General features: G+C 70.5%; 13 protein-coding genes. 3 read left to right on the top strand and 10 right to left on the bottom strand.

From position 1 onward, the window contains the following. Window positions 1-2 precede the first annotated feature (2 nt). Both Q8A52_RS23270 and Q8A52_RS23275 read right to left on the bottom strand, forming a co-directional pair. On the bottom strand, window positions 3-503 hold the full coding sequence (locus tag Q8A52_RS23270) for a DUF402 domain-containing protein (RefSeq protein ID WP_316754753.1): 501 nt from the start codon (window positions 501-503) through the stop codon (window positions 3-5). Next, window positions 484-1,413 (bottom strand): GNAT family N-acetyltransferase, encoded by a 930-nt coding sequence (locus Q8A52_RS23275; protein WP_316754755.1) that lies wholly within the window; start codon window positions 1,411-1,413, stop codon window positions 484-486. Before Q8A52_RS23275 ends, Q8A52_RS23270 begins: the two co-directional genes overlap by 20 nt. A 72-nt stretch (window positions 1,414-1,485) precedes the next feature. Here Q8A52_RS23275 and Q8A52_RS23280 point away from each other — a divergent pair, with 72 nt between their 5' ends. Then, window positions 1,486-1,857 (top strand): GntR family transcriptional regulator, encoded by a 372-nt coding sequence (locus Q8A52_RS23280; protein ID WP_316754757.1) that lies wholly within the window; start codon window positions 1,486-1,488, stop codon window positions 1,855-1,857. A 248-nt stretch (window positions 1,858-2,105) separates the two neighbouring features. On the opposite strand, the gene Q8A52_RS23290 is transcribed toward Q8A52_RS23280, so the two are convergent. Continuing rightward, complete coding sequence (locus tag Q8A52_RS23290; protein ID WP_316754759.1) at window positions 2,106-2,876, bottom strand: DUF72 domain-containing protein; 771 nt, start codon at window positions 2,874-2,876, stop codon at window positions 2,106-2,108. 36 nt (window positions 2,877-2,912) lie between these two features. Next, window positions 2,913-4,007 (bottom strand): DUF5925 domain-containing protein, encoded by a 1,095-nt coding sequence (locus Q8A52_RS23295; RefSeq protein ID WP_316754761.1) that lies wholly within the window; start codon window positions 4,005-4,007, stop codon window positions 2,913-2,915. Window positions 4,008-4,117: 110 nt separating this feature from the next. On the opposite strand from Q8A52_RS23295, the gene Q8A52_RS23300 reads away from it, so the two are divergent. Then, complete coding sequence (locus tag Q8A52_RS23300; protein ID WP_316754763.1) at window positions 4,118-5,542, top strand: GH39 family glycosyl hydrolase; 1,425 nt, start codon at window positions 4,118-4,120, stop codon at window positions 5,540-5,542. A gap of 21 nt (window positions 5,543-5,563) precedes the next feature. On the opposite strand, the gene Q8A52_RS23305 is transcribed toward Q8A52_RS23300, so the two are convergent. The 5 genes from Q8A52_RS23305 to Q8A52_RS23325 form a co-directional block, all read right to left on the bottom strand. Beyond that, the gene (locus Q8A52_RS23305; RefSeq protein WP_316754765.1) at window positions 5,564-9,424 is read right to left on the bottom strand and encodes a lipopolysaccharide biosynthesis protein; all 3,861 of its coding nucleotides are present in this window, start codon (window positions 9,422-9,424) and stop codon (window positions 5,564-5,566) included. Next, window positions 9,417-10,217: a polysaccharide deacetylase family protein gene (locus Q8A52_RS23310; RefSeq protein WP_316754767.1), complete on the bottom strand. Its 801-nt coding sequence runs from the start codon at window positions 10,215-10,217 to the stop codon at window positions 9,417-9,419. The genes Q8A52_RS23305 and Q8A52_RS23310 overlap by 8 nt, the downstream gene beginning before the upstream one ends. Next, window positions 10,214-11,200 (bottom strand): glycosyltransferase family 2 protein, encoded by a 987-nt coding sequence (locus tag Q8A52_RS23315; RefSeq protein ID WP_316754768.1) that lies wholly within the window; start codon window positions 11,198-11,200, stop codon window positions 10,214-10,216. Before Q8A52_RS23315 ends, Q8A52_RS23310 begins: the two co-directional genes overlap by 4 nt. After that, window positions 11,197-12,018 carry a glycosyltransferase family 2 protein gene (locus Q8A52_RS23320; RefSeq protein ID WP_316754769.1) on the bottom strand — a complete coding sequence of 274 codons (822 nt, stop codon included), beginning with the start codon at window positions 12,016-12,018 and terminating at the stop codon, window positions 11,197-11,199. Before Q8A52_RS23320 ends, Q8A52_RS23315 begins: the two co-directional genes overlap by 4 nt. 390 nt (window positions 12,019-12,408) lie before the next feature. Then, entirely contained in the window at window positions 12,409-12,846 is a 438-nt protein-coding gene (locus tag Q8A52_RS23325) for a hypothetical protein (RefSeq protein ID WP_316754771.1), read from the bottom strand. Window positions 12,847-13,072: 226 nt separating this feature from the next. Between Q8A52_RS23325 and Q8A52_RS23330 the strand changes: the two genes are divergently transcribed. Next, the gene (locus Q8A52_RS23330) at window positions 13,073-13,882 is read left to right on the top strand and encodes an SGNH/GDSL hydrolase family protein (protein ID WP_316754773.1); all 810 of its coding nucleotides are present in this window, start codon (window positions 13,073-13,075) and stop codon (window positions 13,880-13,882) included. A gap of 4 nt (window positions 13,883-13,886) precedes the next feature. Here the strand turns inward: Q8A52_RS23330 and Q8A52_RS23335 are convergent, their stop codons facing one another. After that, a complete protein-coding gene (locus Q8A52_RS23335) occupies window positions 13,887-15,497 on the bottom strand; it encodes a serine/threonine-protein kinase (protein ID WP_316755243.1) in 1,611 nt (536 codons plus the stop codon). Between the last annotated feature and the right edge of the window lie 8 nt (window positions 15,498-15,505).

Below are 15,505 nucleotides of genomic sequence, written 5' to 3' on the forward strand. Positions count from 1 at the left end.
CGTCAGGCCGTCAGCGCCTCGATGCCGCCCTCACGGGCCAGTGACTCCAGCTCGTCGAGGGCGGCCAGGGCGGCAGCGGCGGCCCTCGGGTCCGTCTTTGCCAGACCGCTCTCGGCGAACTCGTCCTCGTCCAGGCGCCGTACGTCCGTTCCGTCGGCGGAGCGCCACAGGTCCAGGTCGAGGTCCTCGACGACCAGCTCCGTGCCGGAGCGCGTCGCGGGCCGGGTGATGTCGCAGTACCAGCCCTTGAGCGTGCCGTCGCCGGCGCGGACCTCCTTCACGGAGTACCAGCGGTCGCGCCAGTAGTGCTCGGTGAACACATCGCCCGGCTCGAAGCGCACAAAGCCGAAGTCGCGCACGCCCTCGCCCGCAAAGGGGGCCCGAACGGACACGCGCACTCCGTCGTCGCCGAGCAGCTCCGCCGGGTAACGGATCTTCGTACGGCCGCCCTTGACGAGCACGACGGCCACGGCGGTCGCCCGCTCAGCCGAGTTCGCGGACATAGCGCACCTCCGTCGCGCAGATCTCGTAACCGAGCCATTTGTTGATCGCGATCATCGGGTCGTTGCCGGCGTCGTTGCCCGTAAAGGCCTCGGTGACGCCGGCGGCGCGGGCCCGGTACAGGGAGTGGATCTTGGCGAGCTTGGCCAGGCCACGGCCGCGGTGAGCACGGACGGTACCGGTCATCGCGGTGGCGTAGCGGGTGGCGCCGTCGGTGTAGGCGACGCTGAAGGCGACCGGACGGCCGTCGACGACCGCGGCCAGGGTCAGCTCGCGGCTCAGCAGCGGATGCTTCCAGGTCTGCTCGAGCCAGGCGTCGTAGTCCGTGAACTCGATGGCGACCTCACCGGGTTCGTCCGTGACCGTCTCCGCGTCCAGGTCGAACAACGGCCGCGGATCGTCCGCGAAGTCGGCGGCCGTGCGCAGCTCGACGCCCTGGGGGACGCCGGGGAGCGGCGGAAGAGTGCCGTTCGCCAGGTCGAGGCGGAGGAAATGGGCGGGACGGCCCCTCGTATAGCCGCGCCGCTCGGCGAAGGCACGGTTGGCCGGCTCGTCCAGGATCCAGCTGAACACCTTGGTCACGCCGACGGCGGCGCAGTGCTCCTCGCCCGCCCGCACGAGGAGTCGGCCGGCACCGCGGCGGGTCCGGTCCGGGCGCACGTAGACGTTGAGATACCCCTGGCCCCGATCGGGGCTGTCGTGCGCGACAGCGACCTGGGCCGTGCCGATCACCTCGCCGTCCTCGACCGCGACGAGCGAGCGGAAGTGGGCGTCGGGATGGCTGCGGGTGAGGAGGTGACGGACCGAGTCGGGGGTGAACAGGATGTACGGAAGGGCGAGATGGCGAACTCTGGCAAAGCCCTCGGCGTCGGCCGGGACGTCTGGGTTCAGGTCGCGCACGATCACTGTCATGAGGGTGCACGCTAGGCCGGACCCGTGTCGGGATGCCTCTCATTTTCCGGTGGGTGCGGGACAATCGGCCCCGTGACCTTGAAGATCCACATCGACGACAGCGCGCCGCCGTACGAGCAGGTAAGGGCGCAGATTTCCGAGCAGGCGCGGTCGGGGGCGCTGCCCGTGGGGTATCGGCTGCCGACCGTGCGGGGGCTGGCCGAGTCGCTGGGGCTCGCGGTGAACACGGTGGCCAAGGCGTACCGGGCGCTGGAGACGGACGGGGTGATCGAGACCCGGGGGCGCAACGGCACGTTCGTGGCTGCCGCCGGCTCGGCAGCGGTGCGTGAGGCGGCGTCCGCCGCGCAGGCTTACGTCGAGCGTGTGCGCAGGCTCGGCCTTGATGAGGAGTCGGCGCTCGCCGCCGTGCGGGATGCCTTGCGGGCGGTCTATGGGGAGGGGTGAGGCGGGTTCGGCACCGTTGGTATCGGCCGTGTTCAGCGGCGGGTGTTCAGCGGCGTGGGCTTGGTTGCGGTGTGCGGGTCTGCGTGAGGTCTGCGTGGCCGCGGAGGCTTACGTCGAGCGTGTGCGCAGGCTCGGCCTTGATGAGGAGTCGGCGCTCGCCGCCGTGCGGGATGCCTTGCGGGCGGTCTATGGGGAGGGGTGAGGCGGGTTCGGCACCGTTGGTATCGGCCGTGATCAGCGGCGGGCGTTCAGCGGCGTGAGCTCAGTTGCGGTGTGCGGGTCACCGTGAGGTCTGCCCCCGCCGCCAGTCTGCCGAAGACCTTCGCGTCCTCCACCGCCGCCCCGCCGGGGTCGTTGTTGAAGTACGTGTAGACGTCGTGGCCGTCGGACCAGGTCGTCGCGACGCGGTCGACCCAGGTCTCCAGCGAGCGGCGGCCGTAGCGCGGCCACGGCCGGGCGCGGCCCTCGTGGAAGCGGACGTAGCCCCAGTCCGTGGTGCGCCACAGCGGGGTCACCGGGTGGGCCTGCACATCGGCCCAGCACAGGGCGGCGCCCCGCGACTCGAGAACCTTGCGGGTGTCGGCCGTCCACCATGAATCGTGCCGGGGTTCCACCGCGACCCGTGTGCCGGACGGGAAGCAGGCGAGGCAGGCGTCCAGCAGACCGGGGTCGAAGCGCAGGGTCGGCGGCAGCTGCAGGAGGACCGGGCCGAGGCGGGCGCCCAGGCCGGCCGCATGCGACATCAGACGGTCCACCGGTTCCGCCGGGTCCTTCAGCCGCTTGATGTGCGTGAGGTACCGGCTCGCCTTCACCGCCACCACGAAGTCGTCCGGCAACCGGTCCCGCCAGGCCTCGAAGTTCTCCCGCGTCGGCAGCCGGTAGAACGCGTTGTTGATCTCCACCGTGGCGAAGCGCTGCGCGTACTCTTCCAGCCACAGCCGCACCGGCACCTCGGCGGGGTACAGGACGCCCCGCCAGTCCTTGTACTGCCACCCGGACGTGCCGACGTACAGGGTCATACGTCCATCAAAGCACCGGCCGGCAGCGGCGGCCCCCTACAGATACAGCCCCGCGTCCGCCCCGTCCCGCGCCCCCGGCACCGACGTCGGCGACGTGCCCCTGCGCAGCGCGAACAGCTCCGCGAGCGTCGCGCCCTCCCGGCCCACGCCGTCCTCCCTGCCCAGCCAGGCCACCGCCTCCCGGCGGGTCAGCGGGCCCACCTCGATACGGGCCAGGCAGCGGCCGGGACGGACCACGGCCGGGTGGAGACGCTCCAGGTCCTCGTTGGTGGTGACCCCGACCAGCACATTGCGGCCCTGGCCCAGCAGGCCGTCGGTCAGGTTCAGCAGCCGCGACAGCGCCTGTCCCGCCGTGTGCTTGGCCTCGCCGCGGATCAGCTCGTCGCAGTCCTCCAGCAGAAGCAGCCGCCAGCGCCCCTTGCCCGCCGCGTCCTCCTCGCCGATCGCGATGTCCATCAGATAGCCGACGTCGGAGAACAGACGCTCGGGGTCCAGCACACAGTCCACCTGACACCAGTCCCGCCAGGAGCGGGCCAGCGTGCGCAGGGCCGAGGTCTTGCCGGTGCCCGGCGGACCGTGCAGCAGCAGCAGGCGGCCCGCGATGTCCTCCGGGGTCGTCTTCATCAGGCGGTCCATGGCCTCCGCCACCGGCGTGGTGTAGTTGGGCCGCACCTCGTCCCAGGTGCCCGCGGAGATCTGGCGGGTCGTGCGGTGCGGGCCGCGTCTCGGCGACACGTACCAAAAGCCCATCGTCACGTTCTCCGGCTGTGGCTCGGGCTCGTCCGCCGCGCCGTCCGTGGCCTGGTCGACGACCTTCTCCGCCAGCTCGGCGCTGGTCGCCGTCACCGTGACGTCCGCGCCCCGGTTCCACCGGGAGACGAGCAGCGTCCAGCCGTCCCCCTCGGCCAGCGTCGCGCTGCGGTCGTCGTCACGGGCCACACGCAGCACCCGGGCGTCCTGCGGCAGCAGGCTCGCGCCGGAGCGCACCCGGTCGATGTTGACCGCGTGCGAGTAGGGTTGCTCGCCCGTCGCGAAGCGGCCGAGGAACAGCGCGTCGACGACGTCGGACGGCGAGTCGGAGTCGTCGACGTTGAGCCGGATCGGCAGAGCGTCGTGTGGGTTCGCAGACATGCCGCCATGATCCGGCACCGACGCGCTCCGTGCATCGCATTTCCGCCGCTTGTTCCGGGTGTTCCCAACACCTCCCCCGGACACGAAATTCGCCATTACTGTTGTCCTTGATGGGACGTCATGGGTGGAATTCGGGGAATCGGCGGTGGCGGCTCACCGCTCTGCTCGGCGTGGGAATGGCCGCGCTGGCCCTCGTGGTGACCCTCATCAACACGCTCCCCGGGGGAGGCGCAAGCACCGCGGGCACCACCCGCGACGGCGACAAGGTGCACGGCACACCGGCCACCCCGGCCCACCCGACCGACCCGTATGCCGGCTGGGGCTTCACCCACACCCAGTACAGCGCCGACGAGGGCAGTGACTCCGCCACCCGGCGGGTCGAGGAACTGCTGGCCAAGAACGGCGGGCTGCCGCAGAACCAGCACATCATGGGCTGGGGCGCGGACAACCCCGAGCCGGTGAAGGGGCGCTACGACTTCGGCGCGATGGACCGCCGTATCGACTTCATGCGCGACTCGGGCGCCACGCCGGTCATCACGCTGTGCTGCTCTCCGGACTGGATGAAGGGCGGCAAGGCGGGCGTCGACAACACCAACTGGAGCCAGGCCGCCCTGGAGACCGCGCCGACCCCCGGCCACTACCAGGACTTCGCCGACCTCGCCGCGACCGTCGCCAGGCGCTACCCGGACGTACGCCACTTCATCGTCTGGAACGAGTTCAAGGGCTTCTGGAACAACGGCAAGGGGCGCTGGGACTACGAGGGCTACACCACGATGTACAACCTCGTGTACAAGGCGCTGAAGAAGGTGAACAAGGACATCATGGTCGGCGGGCCGTACCTGGTCATGGACAGCGTCGACCCGCGCCAGACACAGGACGCCTCCACCACCCTCCGGGGTGCCTGGGGAGCCATGGACCAGCGGGTCCTCGACGCCTTCGACTACTGGAACACGCACAAGGCCGGCGCCGACTTCGTGGTCGTCGACGGCTCCAGCTACACCAATGACGACGACATGCTGCCCGACGAGTTCGCGGCCACCGACAAGCTCACGGCGGTGAGCGAGTGGGCGCGCCGGCAGACCCACGACCTGCCCCTGTGGTGGGCCGAGTACTACGTCGAGCCCGCCGACGGCAACGACGACCGCAAGGGCTGGTCCGAGACCCATCGCGTCGCCGTCCAGGCCACCGGAATGATCGCCATGGTCAAGGGCGGCGCCTCCTCCGGCTTCTACTGGAACCCGGAGGAGGAGAAGGGCACCGACTGCGCCGGCTGCCTGTGGACGCCGACCGACGGCGCGGACGGGGGCAAGCAGCTGCCCATGTACGACCTGGTGGCGAGGTTCGGCAAGGCGTTCGGGCCCGGCACCCGGTTCGAGTCCGTGTCCGTCGCCAAGGACGACGTGCCCCATGTGCGCGTGCTGGCCAGCGACAAGGCCGTCCTCGTGGTCAACACGCTCGACCGGACGATCAGCGCGCAGGTCGACGGGAAACGGTTCGACATGCACGCGTACGAGGTGAAGTGGCTCGCCCGGTAATCCGGCGAGCCACGTCGGGCCTCACTTCATGGTCAGGAACCGCTGCACCAACGAGGCCAGCAGGACCGCCAGCAAGGGCAGCGAGAACCAGAAACTGCTCTGCAGCCAGCGCAGTTGACGCACCCCGGGCCGCACCGCGACCCGGACCACCTCACGCGCGCCGAGCAGCAGGATCAGCGCGACCGTCGCGAGCCCGCCGACCACCGACCACGGCGTCCAGGTCACCTGCGGCCCGATCGGGCCGGGATCCGGCTGAGGCACCTTGCCCGCGGGCCGCTTGCGCATCGCGTACATGGTGACGTCGTCGTTGACCAGGACCTTCGTCAGCTCCTGCCGGTTGTCGAGGTTCTGGATCAGCCGGGACTCCCAGGTCGCCGAGTAGCCCACGTCCATCTGGAGGTAGGTGATCTGGCTCCTGTTGAGCATCAGGTACGAGTTCGGGCCCGCGTCCTTGAGCGCCTTGACCAGGCCCGACACCAGGACCGGGTCGGTCGGGGCCAGGGTCGGCACATAGTTGACCCGCTCCATGTCCCGCGTGCCCCACGGCATCGCCGGCGTCACGTTGTTGACCGTGTCGTTGCTCAGCCACAGCAGCCGCACCGTCGGCTTGTCATGGGCGTACACATAGTCCATGGCCGCGACCTCGCCCGGCCGGATGCGCTCGAACGGCTCGTTGCCCCAGCGGGCCACCAGGAAGCCGCCCATGAGCAGCAGGCCCGCCATGAGCGCGGCCAGCGGAGCCAGGCTGACCCGGTCCCTGTCGCGTTCCTTCGCGGTGACCCCGGTGCGCGGGAACAGGGCGAGCGCACCGAGCAGGGCGGCCCCCGGCAGCGCGAACATGAAGACGCGCAGCGCCATCTCACCGCCGTACGACTGCATGCCGAAGCCCAGGAACGGGACGAAGGTGAGCACCAGCAGCGACCGCTCGCGGTACTTGTGGTCGCGCCGCCGCCACCAGCCCCAGCAGGCGAACGCCATCACCCCGCCGGCCAGCAGCACCCGGGTGTACAGGACCAGCTTGTGTGTCGAACTGCCGCCCTGGATACGTCCCGAGACGGAGGTCGACACATTGCTGCCGACCCCGCCCACCCCGCCGAACAGGTCGTTGAAGTGCCCGGACCAGTACGGCTCCGCCATGAAGCCGAGCCACACCGCTGCCAGCACCCCGAACAGGATCGGCAGACCGCGCAGCTCCGACCTGCCGATCAGGACGAGCACCGCCAGCACGCCCAGCATCACGAACGGGGTGAGCTGGTGCGCCGGGACGCTCGCCGCGTACAGACCGATCAGCACCATGAGCAGCACGGCCCGCTGACGCCGGTCCGTCGGCTCCACCTCGGCCTCACCGGGGCGGTACTTCGTCCAGATCACGCGCGGGGCGCGGAACCAGACGAGGAGGATCGCCACGAAGACGAGGTAGAGCAGATAGGTGAAGCCCTGCGGGGAGAAGTAGTCCTGGCCGACCCAGCCGCTGAGCACGAAGATCCAGATGCCGGTCCACTTGGCCCGCCAGCTCGCCCGCATATGGCGCACGAGCAGGAACATCGGGGCCAGATAGGCGAGCTGGACGGCGAGCGGCCACCAGCGGATGATCTCCGTGAAGTCCGTGATCCCGCACGCCTTGGCGACGAACGCGGCCACCGCGAAGAAGCCCGGCCAGCTCCAGCGCGCGTCCAGGTCCGGCACGGCGGACCCGGTGCGGTCGATGTAGTCGATGAACCCGAGGTGCTGCCAGGCCGTCGCGAACCGGGGTTCCGTCTCGATGACGGCGGGCAGGGCGTGCAGCGACACCACGGTCGCAAGGAGGGTGACCAGCAGCAGCGCCCGGTGTTCACGGCGCAGCCAGAGCAGCGAGGCGAACACCGCGATCAGCAGCGCCGCCCCGACCAGCGTGGGCAGCGGCAGTACGGAGATCAGGCCGAGCCCGCCCATCTCGTCCAGGTCGGACTCGTCGAGCCGCAGCGCGGGCACCCAGTAGAGCAGGAGCGCGGCGATCAGCAGACAGCCGAGGACGACTCCGGAGCGGGTGGGCATCAGCCGGTCGCGCTGCGAGGGAACCGCTGTCTCGGGCGGGTCCTCGTCCGGTGGTGTCGTGGTGTCCTCCGGCGCTGCGGGAGTCTCCGGTGCGACGGCTTCCTCGAACGGCGCGTCGACCTCGGCCTCCCTCAGCAGCGAGGCCTCGGCCGGGCCCAGCGAGGCCTCCGAGCCCGGCTCGCGCCCCCACTCTCGGATTCGCTCGAGCGGGGGGACCCCCGTCTCGACGGGCAGTCCCACGGCCTCGGCCGGCCGGGGCCGCAGTGCCCAGGTCGGCCGGTCGTCGGAGTGCGGCACGGGCGTGCCCGTGGGCGGGGTGCCCGGTCCGGGGCGCACGTCGGGGCGGCGCTCCAGGTGGTCGAAGTCGACGTGGATGCCCAGCGCGAGGGTGTCGGAGTCCAGCGCCCAGGCCGGACCCCGTCGGCGCGGCTGGGCGGCGGCCGGGACCTCGGGTGCCCCCAGGTCGGCGAGGTCGCCGTCCGGTGCCGCGCTCTCGGGGATCTCGGCCGGTGCCGCCCGGAGCGTCTTCCACAGCCGGGGCGCGGCGATCGTCACGATCACCGCCAGGCTGGAGATCTCGGCCACGCCCGCGCCCGTCAGCCCCATGCGGGGGAGCAGCAGCAGGGTCAGGCCGAGGACCAGTACGCACAGCAGCCCCTGCAGCCAGGCGAGTCCGGCGGTGCGGCTCTGGGCGCGCAGCACGGCGAAGTACGTCTCCATGACGACCCGCAGAAGCGCGCCGACCGCGAACCAGCGCAGCAGCGGTGTCGCCGCGTCCGCGTAGCCCGTGCCGAACACGCCGAGGATCCACGGTGCCCCGACGAACAGCAGTCCGCAGATCGGCAGCATGATCCGGGCCATCCGCCGTAGCGCCGCCCGGGTGTTGGCGGCCAGCCGGGCGGGCTCGTGCGAGCCCTCGACGGTCAAGGAGGCGCCCATGTTGATGGCGAGCAGATTGACCGTGCCGCCGATCGTGGTGGTGATGTAGAAGTACGCGTTGTCCTCGGAGCTGACCTGCGAGGCGATGATCACCGGGACGAGGTAGACCACGGCGAGCGAGAACAGCGAGCCGGTGTAGTCCCCGGCGAGGAATCTGCCGATCTCCTTCAGCGTGGGCGGATTCGTGTGCTCCGCGGTCGCCTTGACGTGCCGGGGCACCAGGCGCCGGAACACCAGCCAGCCGAGCGGCACCACCGAGGTGGCGATCGCGGCGACCCAGGAGACGAAGACACCGGTCGTGGGGATCGCCACCGCGAAGGCGACCAGCAGGCCCAGTTTGACGGCCGAGAAAACGGTGTTGCCGACCGGCACCCAGGGCGCGCTGCGCAGTCCGGTCAGCACGCCGTCCTGGAGGGTGAGCAGGTTCCAGGCGACGACGGCCACGATGAAGCCGAGCCCGTTGAGCGGCCCGTGCAGAAAGCGGTACGACGGCCCCCACACGCCCAGCGTCATCAGGAAGACGCCCGCGCCGAGCGCCACGATCAGCGAACTGCCCGCGTACGTACGGAAGATCAGCCGTCCGGTGCCGCGCCCGGCGACCGGGATGAAGCGGGCCAGGGCGCCGGTCAGGGTCACCGCGGTCAGGCCCGCGAGGAGCTTCATCGCGGCGATCGCGGCCGAGCCCTGGCCGACCGCCGACTCGGTGTAGTAGCGGGCCGCGGCCAGCCAGAAGCCGAGCCCGAGGACGGCGGAGATGCCGGTGTTGAGCATCAGGGCATAGGCGTTGCGGAACAGTGGGTTGCCGCCGGGCGACCGGCCCTTGCCGGGCAGACGGAGCCGGCGCCCCGACTGCTCGGGCGCCTGTGTCCCGGGCGATGCGGCCTCGGTTGTGGTCGTCGTGTCAGACACGGGAACGGATGGCCTTCCGGCGGACCTGGCGTGCTCTGCGGAGGACGGCGTACCCCTTGGTGAGGGCACGGTCCCGGGCGAAGTTGCGGCCGATCGAACGTCCTTCGACCAGTCGCTCGAACTCCTCGGCGTCGGTGCTGCGGCGCACGGTGACCCGCTGCAGGGCGTACGGCCCCTGGCCGCGGCGGGCCAGCCCGTTGCCGACGGCGAGCGCCTGCGCGAACCCGGCCTCCCGCACGGCCCGGCGCACCCGGCGGCTGGAGTAGCCGTAGGGGTAGGCGAACGACGCCGGCACCGTGCCCAGTTCGCCGGCGACGATCTCCTTGCAGCGGGTCAGCTCCGACCGCAGTGTGTCGTCGTCGAGCTGGTCGAGCTGCGGATGCGTATGGCTGTGCCCGCCGATCTCGACCCCGGCGCCCGCGAGCTCGCGCACCTGGTGCCAGTCGAGCATGGTGTCCAGGCCGCCCCCGGTGTCGTATGCGCCCCTGATCCAGCCGGTCGAGACGAACAGCGTCGCCGTGAAGCCGTGCTTGGCGAGGACGGGCAGGGCGTGCCGGTGCACGCCCTCGTAGCCGTCGTCGAAGGTGATCAGCACCGGGCGCTCCGGCAGCGGGCCGCCAGAGCGCCAGTTCGCCGCCAGTTCGGCCGTGCCGACGGGGGTGAGACCCAGTTCGCCGATCAGCGCCATCTGCTCCGCGAAGGCCTCCGGGGCGACCGACAGGGCGCGGGTGGCGTCGTTCGGCGCCGTCGCGACCGAGTGGTACATGAGAATCGGCACGCGGGTGTCGCTCATCCGGTCCCCCCTTCGATCTCCACGACGGAGAACGTGGTCTCACCTGTGCGCGCCCGTACGCTCCCCACCACGTACCCGCCCGCCGCGGTGAGCACGCCGGCCACGATCGCCCCCGCCCGACCCGCGCCACCCGGCCGGGCCAGCAGTGCGTCCCGCAGGCCACGAGCGACCCCGAGGGGCAGCACACGCGTGGTGTACCGGCGTTCCGACTCGAGCCCCTTGTCCGCGCCCACGCTCCGGGCCACCAGGGCCTTCGACAGGCCCTCGGCGTAGGTGCGGGTGCGGAAGTACCGGAAGTGCTCACGTATTTCGGGCACCCGGTGGTGGATCACCGCCCGGTCGTCGATCAGCAGGATCGCGTCCGGCCGGGCGCGGGTGAGGCGGATGCACAGTTCCGTCTCCTCGCAGCCCAGGGGCCGTTTGTCGCCGTCGCGGCCGATGCCGGTGGCGAAGCCGCCCGCCGCGTCGAACGCCGTTCGACGGAAAGAAGCGTTTCCGCCCAGGACGTTGCGGACCCGGACCCGGCCGGGCGGCAGCCCCTTGTAGGTGCAGCCCACCACCCAGTCGAACTCCTCCGGGAACCAGGCGGGGCGGCGGCCCGACGCCCAGATCGGCATCGTACGGCCGCCGACGGCCATCACGCGCGGGTCGGCGTACCCCTCGGCGAAGCGGCGCAGCCAGTCCCGCTCGGCCACGGCGTCGTCGTCGAGGAAGGCGATCACCTCGCCGTACGAGGCGGCGATGCCGGTGTTGCGACCAGCGGACAGGCCGCGGGGACCTGCGTTGGCGAGCACCCGTACCTCGTCGGCCTCCTTGTACTCCTTGGTGAGCCGCTCCAGGAGCGCCCGGTTGTGGTCGACGACCAGCAGCGTCTCCAGGGCGGCCCGGGTCTGCGCGCGCACCGAGGAGACCGCCGCGAGGATGTCCTCCCAGCGGTCCTCGGTGTAGACGCAGATCACGACGGAGATGTCGGGATCGCTCAAGACAGCTCTCCCCGGCCCGTGTTCAGCATCCGGGACTGGTGCTCACGGCGCCGCAGCGCACGCCGGTTGGACCGCTCCTTCAGGATGACCTTGAGCACCCGGAACCCGTCCCGCACGGCCCGCAGATTGCTCGTGCCGTGGATGCGGAGATACTCGTGGCTGGGAATCTCCTGCACCTTCAGCCCCGCCTTGACCACCCGGATGTTCATCAGGGTCTCCACCTCGAAGCCCGTGCAGTCGAGGTCGATCTTGTCGAGGCAGTGCCGCCAGAACGCGTTGTATCCGTAGCAGAGATCGGTGTAGCGGGCGCCGAACTTGCGGTTGACGGTGGTGCACAGCGCCCAGTTGCCGAGCTTGCGGATGAAGGTCATGTCGTCCGTGCCGCCGCCGTTGGCGAACCGCGAGCCCTTGGCGAAGTCGGCGCCCGAGACCAGGGCGGAGACATACGACACGATCTCGTTGCCGTCGGCCGAGCCGTCCGCGTCGACCATCACGATGATGTCGCCGGTGCACTCCTCGAACCCGGTGATCAGGGCATCCCCCTTGCCCTTGCCACGCTGTTCGACGACCTTGACCTTCGGCCACAGTTCACGGGCCACTTCGACGGTGTCGTCCGTGGAATTGCCGTCCACAAGAACGACTTCGTGTATCCAGTCCGGAAGCGTCTTGAAGACGTAGGGGAGATTCTCCGCCTCATTCATGGCGGGGATCACCACGCTCACCGGCGGCGCAATGGCCAGGTGAGAGGAGATCGGCCGGTATTTGCCCGTCATTAACGGATCTTGGCCCGAAGTGGGCGGGCGCACAACAGAACTCATGAGTCTTGTCCCTCTCGTCCGGTGGACCGCCCGCCCCTGGGCGGCCCGGCTCTGTATCCGGTTCGAAAGGGGGGTTCTCACGTGCGGCACGGCGAACAGATCTCCGTGCACGCGGGTGAGCTGGCAAAGCTGGCCGGGCTGCCGGGGAAAAACGGCAGCCGGTCGCGCGGCACGACTCGGTCACAAGTGCGGTCACCGAGCACGGCACCCCCCTACCGCGCCCCGCGCCGGAACGTCGCGGTCCTTGAGCCCTCCCCTAGAGCCGCGTATGACGGACCGATGCGGGTGAGATGTACGACGGTATTGACGATTGAACCTGTATGGCAAGACCTGGAACGAGGCCTCACGTTTTTGTTGGTTTGGCCGTTACACAACTTTGGCGCTCGTTGTTCAACGTCTCGAACGGATCTCTCTGATCCGCTTGAGAATTCGATCCGCCGGCCGCAGCAGCACCCCCAGGAACAGAAGAACGCTGAGCACGGTCACGACGACGACCCCACCGCGGACCGACCACCGGTGTACGGCCAGCATTCCCTGCGCCACCAGCATGTTCACGACCACGGCACCGGCCGATGACGCGAGCGTCCGGCCGAACGTATCCAGCCCGCGCAGCGCCGCCGCGATGGCGGCCGCCGGCGCCGCGAGCAGGAAGAACAGCGTGAACGGCCCGCGCAGCGGTGAGCCCGCGTCGGTGAGCGCGAGCAGTGCGCCGGTCGCGCCGACGGCTGTCGCGGCCCCGGCGAGCAGCGGTGACAGGTCCCTCCCCGGTCCTGTCCGCGCCCGCTCGGCACCGTCCGTTGAAGATGTCTTGACACGGAAGGTCTGCATTGGCGACTTTGCCCCCCGACGCGCCGGATGCCGGGCTTCAATGTCGCGCAGCCCAACGGGGGCCGTCAAGGGCGTGGCCATTGAGGGGCCAGGCGATCTTGCAGGGCATATGAACGGTCGTAACCGAATCCAGTTGAGGCCTCAAAAGTCTTGGCATGGACACTTCCCGTCAACACGCGTAGTTGCTACGACAGTTGTGGCAGAGATCCTGCTAAAGGGAGGTTCCATGAGACGTTTCCGACTTACGGCATACGTGTCCTCACTCCTCCTCGCCGCCGGCTTCGCCCTCACCGGGGCAGCGGTGGCGCAGGCGTCCCCCCAACTCGCCGCGGCCGGGGGCTATGTGGCGCTCGGTGACTCCTACTCCTCCGGAGTCGGAGCGGGCAGCTACATCAGTTCGAGTGGGAGCTGCGACCGCAGCACCAAGGCGTATCCGTATCTGTGGAACGCAGCCCACGCCCCGTCGTCGTTCGCCTTCAACGCCTGCTCGGGCGCCCGGACGGACGACGTGCTCGCCAATCAGCTCGGCTCGCTCAACTCCTCGACCGCTCTCGTCTCCCTCACCATCGGCGGCAACGACGCAGGCTTCGCCGATGTCATGACGACCTGTGTGCTCAACTCCGACAGCACCTGCCTGTCCCGGATCAACACCGCGAAGGCCTACGTCGACTCGACGCTGCCGGGCAAGCTCGACAACGTCTACAACGCGATCAGTGCCAGAGCCCCGTCCGCCCGTGTGGTCGTGCTCGGCTATCCCCGCTTCTACAAGCTGGGCACGTCGTGCATCGGCCTCTCCGAGACCAAGCGCGCCGCGATCAACAACGCGGCCGACTACCTGGACGCCGCGATCGCCAAGCGCGCCGCCGACCACGGCTTCGCGTTCGCCGACGTCCGCACCACCTTCAGCGGCCATGAGATCTGCTCCGCCAACTCCTGGCTGCACAGCCTCGAATGGTTCGACATCGGCGTGTCCTACCACCCCACCGCCGCCGGCCAGTCGGGCGGCTATCTGCCCGTGCTGACCAGCGTGGCCTGACCCGTCAGGGCGAGGCCGAAGGCGAGGAGGCCCCGTCCGTCGGGGTCTCCGTCGTCGCGCAGGTCACCGAGAACGGCACCGAATTCGACGTCGTACGCACCGGACCGCGCACCTCGACGCTGATCGCGTTCCGGATCGTCCCGCTCTCGGAATACGTCGTCACGATCACCTTGTCCTGCTGGGACTTCCCGCCGCCCGAGGGGAACGACAGCGTCTTCCACCCCGGGTCGGAGACCGATCCGTCCTTGAGCACCCACCGGTATTCCACCTGCGCCGGCAGCCGCCCCACCGTGAACGTCGCCGTGAAGGCGGGCGCCTGCTCGGTCGGGGGCGGACAGGCCCCGGAGTAGTCCGTGTTCGCACCGCTCACCGTGACGTGCACGGACTGGGCCGGCCGACTGCTGGGCGGGGTGCTGCTCGGGGAGGGCGGCGGGGCACCCGTGTCAGAGTCGGTGGTGCGACTCGGGGCGGGGGAGCTGAGGTTGCTGCCCGACCGGCTGGTGCTCCCTCCGGTGTTCCCCTTGTCACCGCCGTTGTCGCGGTTGAGCAGTGCATACGTCAGCCCCGCCAGCGCCAGCACGACGGCGACCAGCCCCGCGACCAGGAAGACCGCGGCCCGCCGGTTGCGGTCGGGCCGCGTGGCCGTGGTCGTCTCGGTCGGCGCGGGCCGGGTCGGCACCGGCATCGGTGGTGTGGGGAACTGCCGTTGCGGCTGGGCCGCGACAGTCTGCGGATACGGCGACACGGGCACCGTGTCGGTGCGCAGGGTGCCGCCCGCCGCGATCAGCCGCAGATCCCGCTCGGCGACATCGGCCGGCAACCGGTCGGCGGGATCCTTGCGCAGCAGGCCCTCGATGACGGGGGCGAGCGGCCCCGCTCTCCGGGCCGGCGGCAGCTCCTCGTCGACGACGGCCCGCAGAGTGCTGAGCGGGGTGTCCTGGCGGAACGGCGAGCTGCCCTCGACGGCCGAGTACAACAGCACGCCGAGGGACCACAGATCGGACTCGGGGCCGGGCGTACGGCCCAACGCCCGCTCCGGAGCGAGGAACTCGGGTGAGCCGATCACCTCGCCGGTCATGGTCAGCGCGGAGCTGCCCTCCACCGTGGCGATGCCGAAGTCGGTCAGCACCACGCGGCCGTCGTTCGCCATCAGCACATTGCCCGGCTTCACGTCCCGGTGCAGCACTCCGGCGTCGTGCGCGGCGCGCAGCGCGGCCAGCACCTCCGCGCCGATGTGCGCGGCACTCTGCGGGGACAGCGGGCCCTGTGCCTCCAACTGGTCGGCGAGCGACACACCGCGGATCAGCTCCATGACGATCCAGGGCCGGCCGCCCTCCATCGCCACGTCGTACACCGTCACCACGTTGCGGTTCGCGACCCTGGCCGCCGCCCATGCCTCGCGCTCCAGCCGGGCGTACATCCGCTCGACGTCGGGGCCGGGCAGCCCGGCCGGGGCCCGCACCTCCTTGACGGCGACCTCGCGGTACAGCACCTCGTCGCGGGCCCGCCACACGGTTCCCATGCCGCCCTCGCCGAGCGGGGACAGGAGCCGGTAGCGGCCCGCGATGACACGTTCACTGCCCGGTTCTTCGGACACCGGCGCCCCCCACGGCATCTCGCGTG

The sequence above is a fragment of the Streptomyces herbicida genome, from assembly GCF_032656585.1.
Taxonomy (GTDB): Bacteria; Actinomycetota; Actinomycetes; order Streptomycetales; family Streptomycetaceae; genus Streptomyces; species Streptomyces herbicida.

Excerpts from the sequence above, each read along its gene's own strand:
- Q8A52_RS23330 (WP_316754773.1), top strand. The coding sequence starts at position 13,073 with ATGAGACGTTTCCGACTTACGGCATACGTGTCCTCACTCCTCCTCGCC.
- Q8A52_RS23335 (WP_316755243.1), bottom strand. The coding sequence starts at position 15,497 with ATGCCGTGGGGGGCGCCGGTGTCCGAAGAACCGGGCAGTGAACGTGTC.
- Q8A52_RS23310 (WP_316754767.1), bottom strand. The coding sequence starts at position 10,217 with ATGAGCGACACCCGCGTGCCGATTCTCATGTACCACTCGGTCGCGACG.
- Q8A52_RS23320 (WP_316754769.1), bottom strand. The coding sequence starts at position 12,018 with ATGAGTTCTGTTGTGCGCCCGCCCACTTCGGGCCAAGATCCGTTAATG.
- Q8A52_RS23300 (WP_316754763.1), top strand. The coding sequence starts at position 4,118 with ATGGGACGTCATGGGTGGAATTCGGGGAATCGGCGGTGGCGGCTCACC.
- Q8A52_RS23290 (WP_316754759.1), bottom strand. The coding sequence starts at position 2,876 with ATGACCCTGTACGTCGGCACGTCCGGGTGGCAGTACAAGGACTGGCGG.
- Q8A52_RS23270 (WP_316754753.1), bottom strand. The coding sequence starts at position 503 with ATGTCCGCGAACTCGGCTGAGCGGGCGACCGCCGTGGCCGTCGTGCTC.
- Q8A52_RS23295 (WP_316754761.1), bottom strand. The coding sequence starts at position 4,007 with ATGTCTGCGAACCCACACGACGCTCTGCCGATCCGGCTCAACGTCGAC.
- Q8A52_RS23275 (WP_316754755.1), bottom strand. The coding sequence starts at position 1,413 with ATGACAGTGATCGTGCGCGACCTGAACCCAGACGTCCCGGCCGACGCC.
- Q8A52_RS23325 (WP_316754771.1), bottom strand. The coding sequence starts at position 12,846 with ATGCAGACCTTCCGTGTCAAGACATCTTCAACGGACGGTGCCGAGCGG.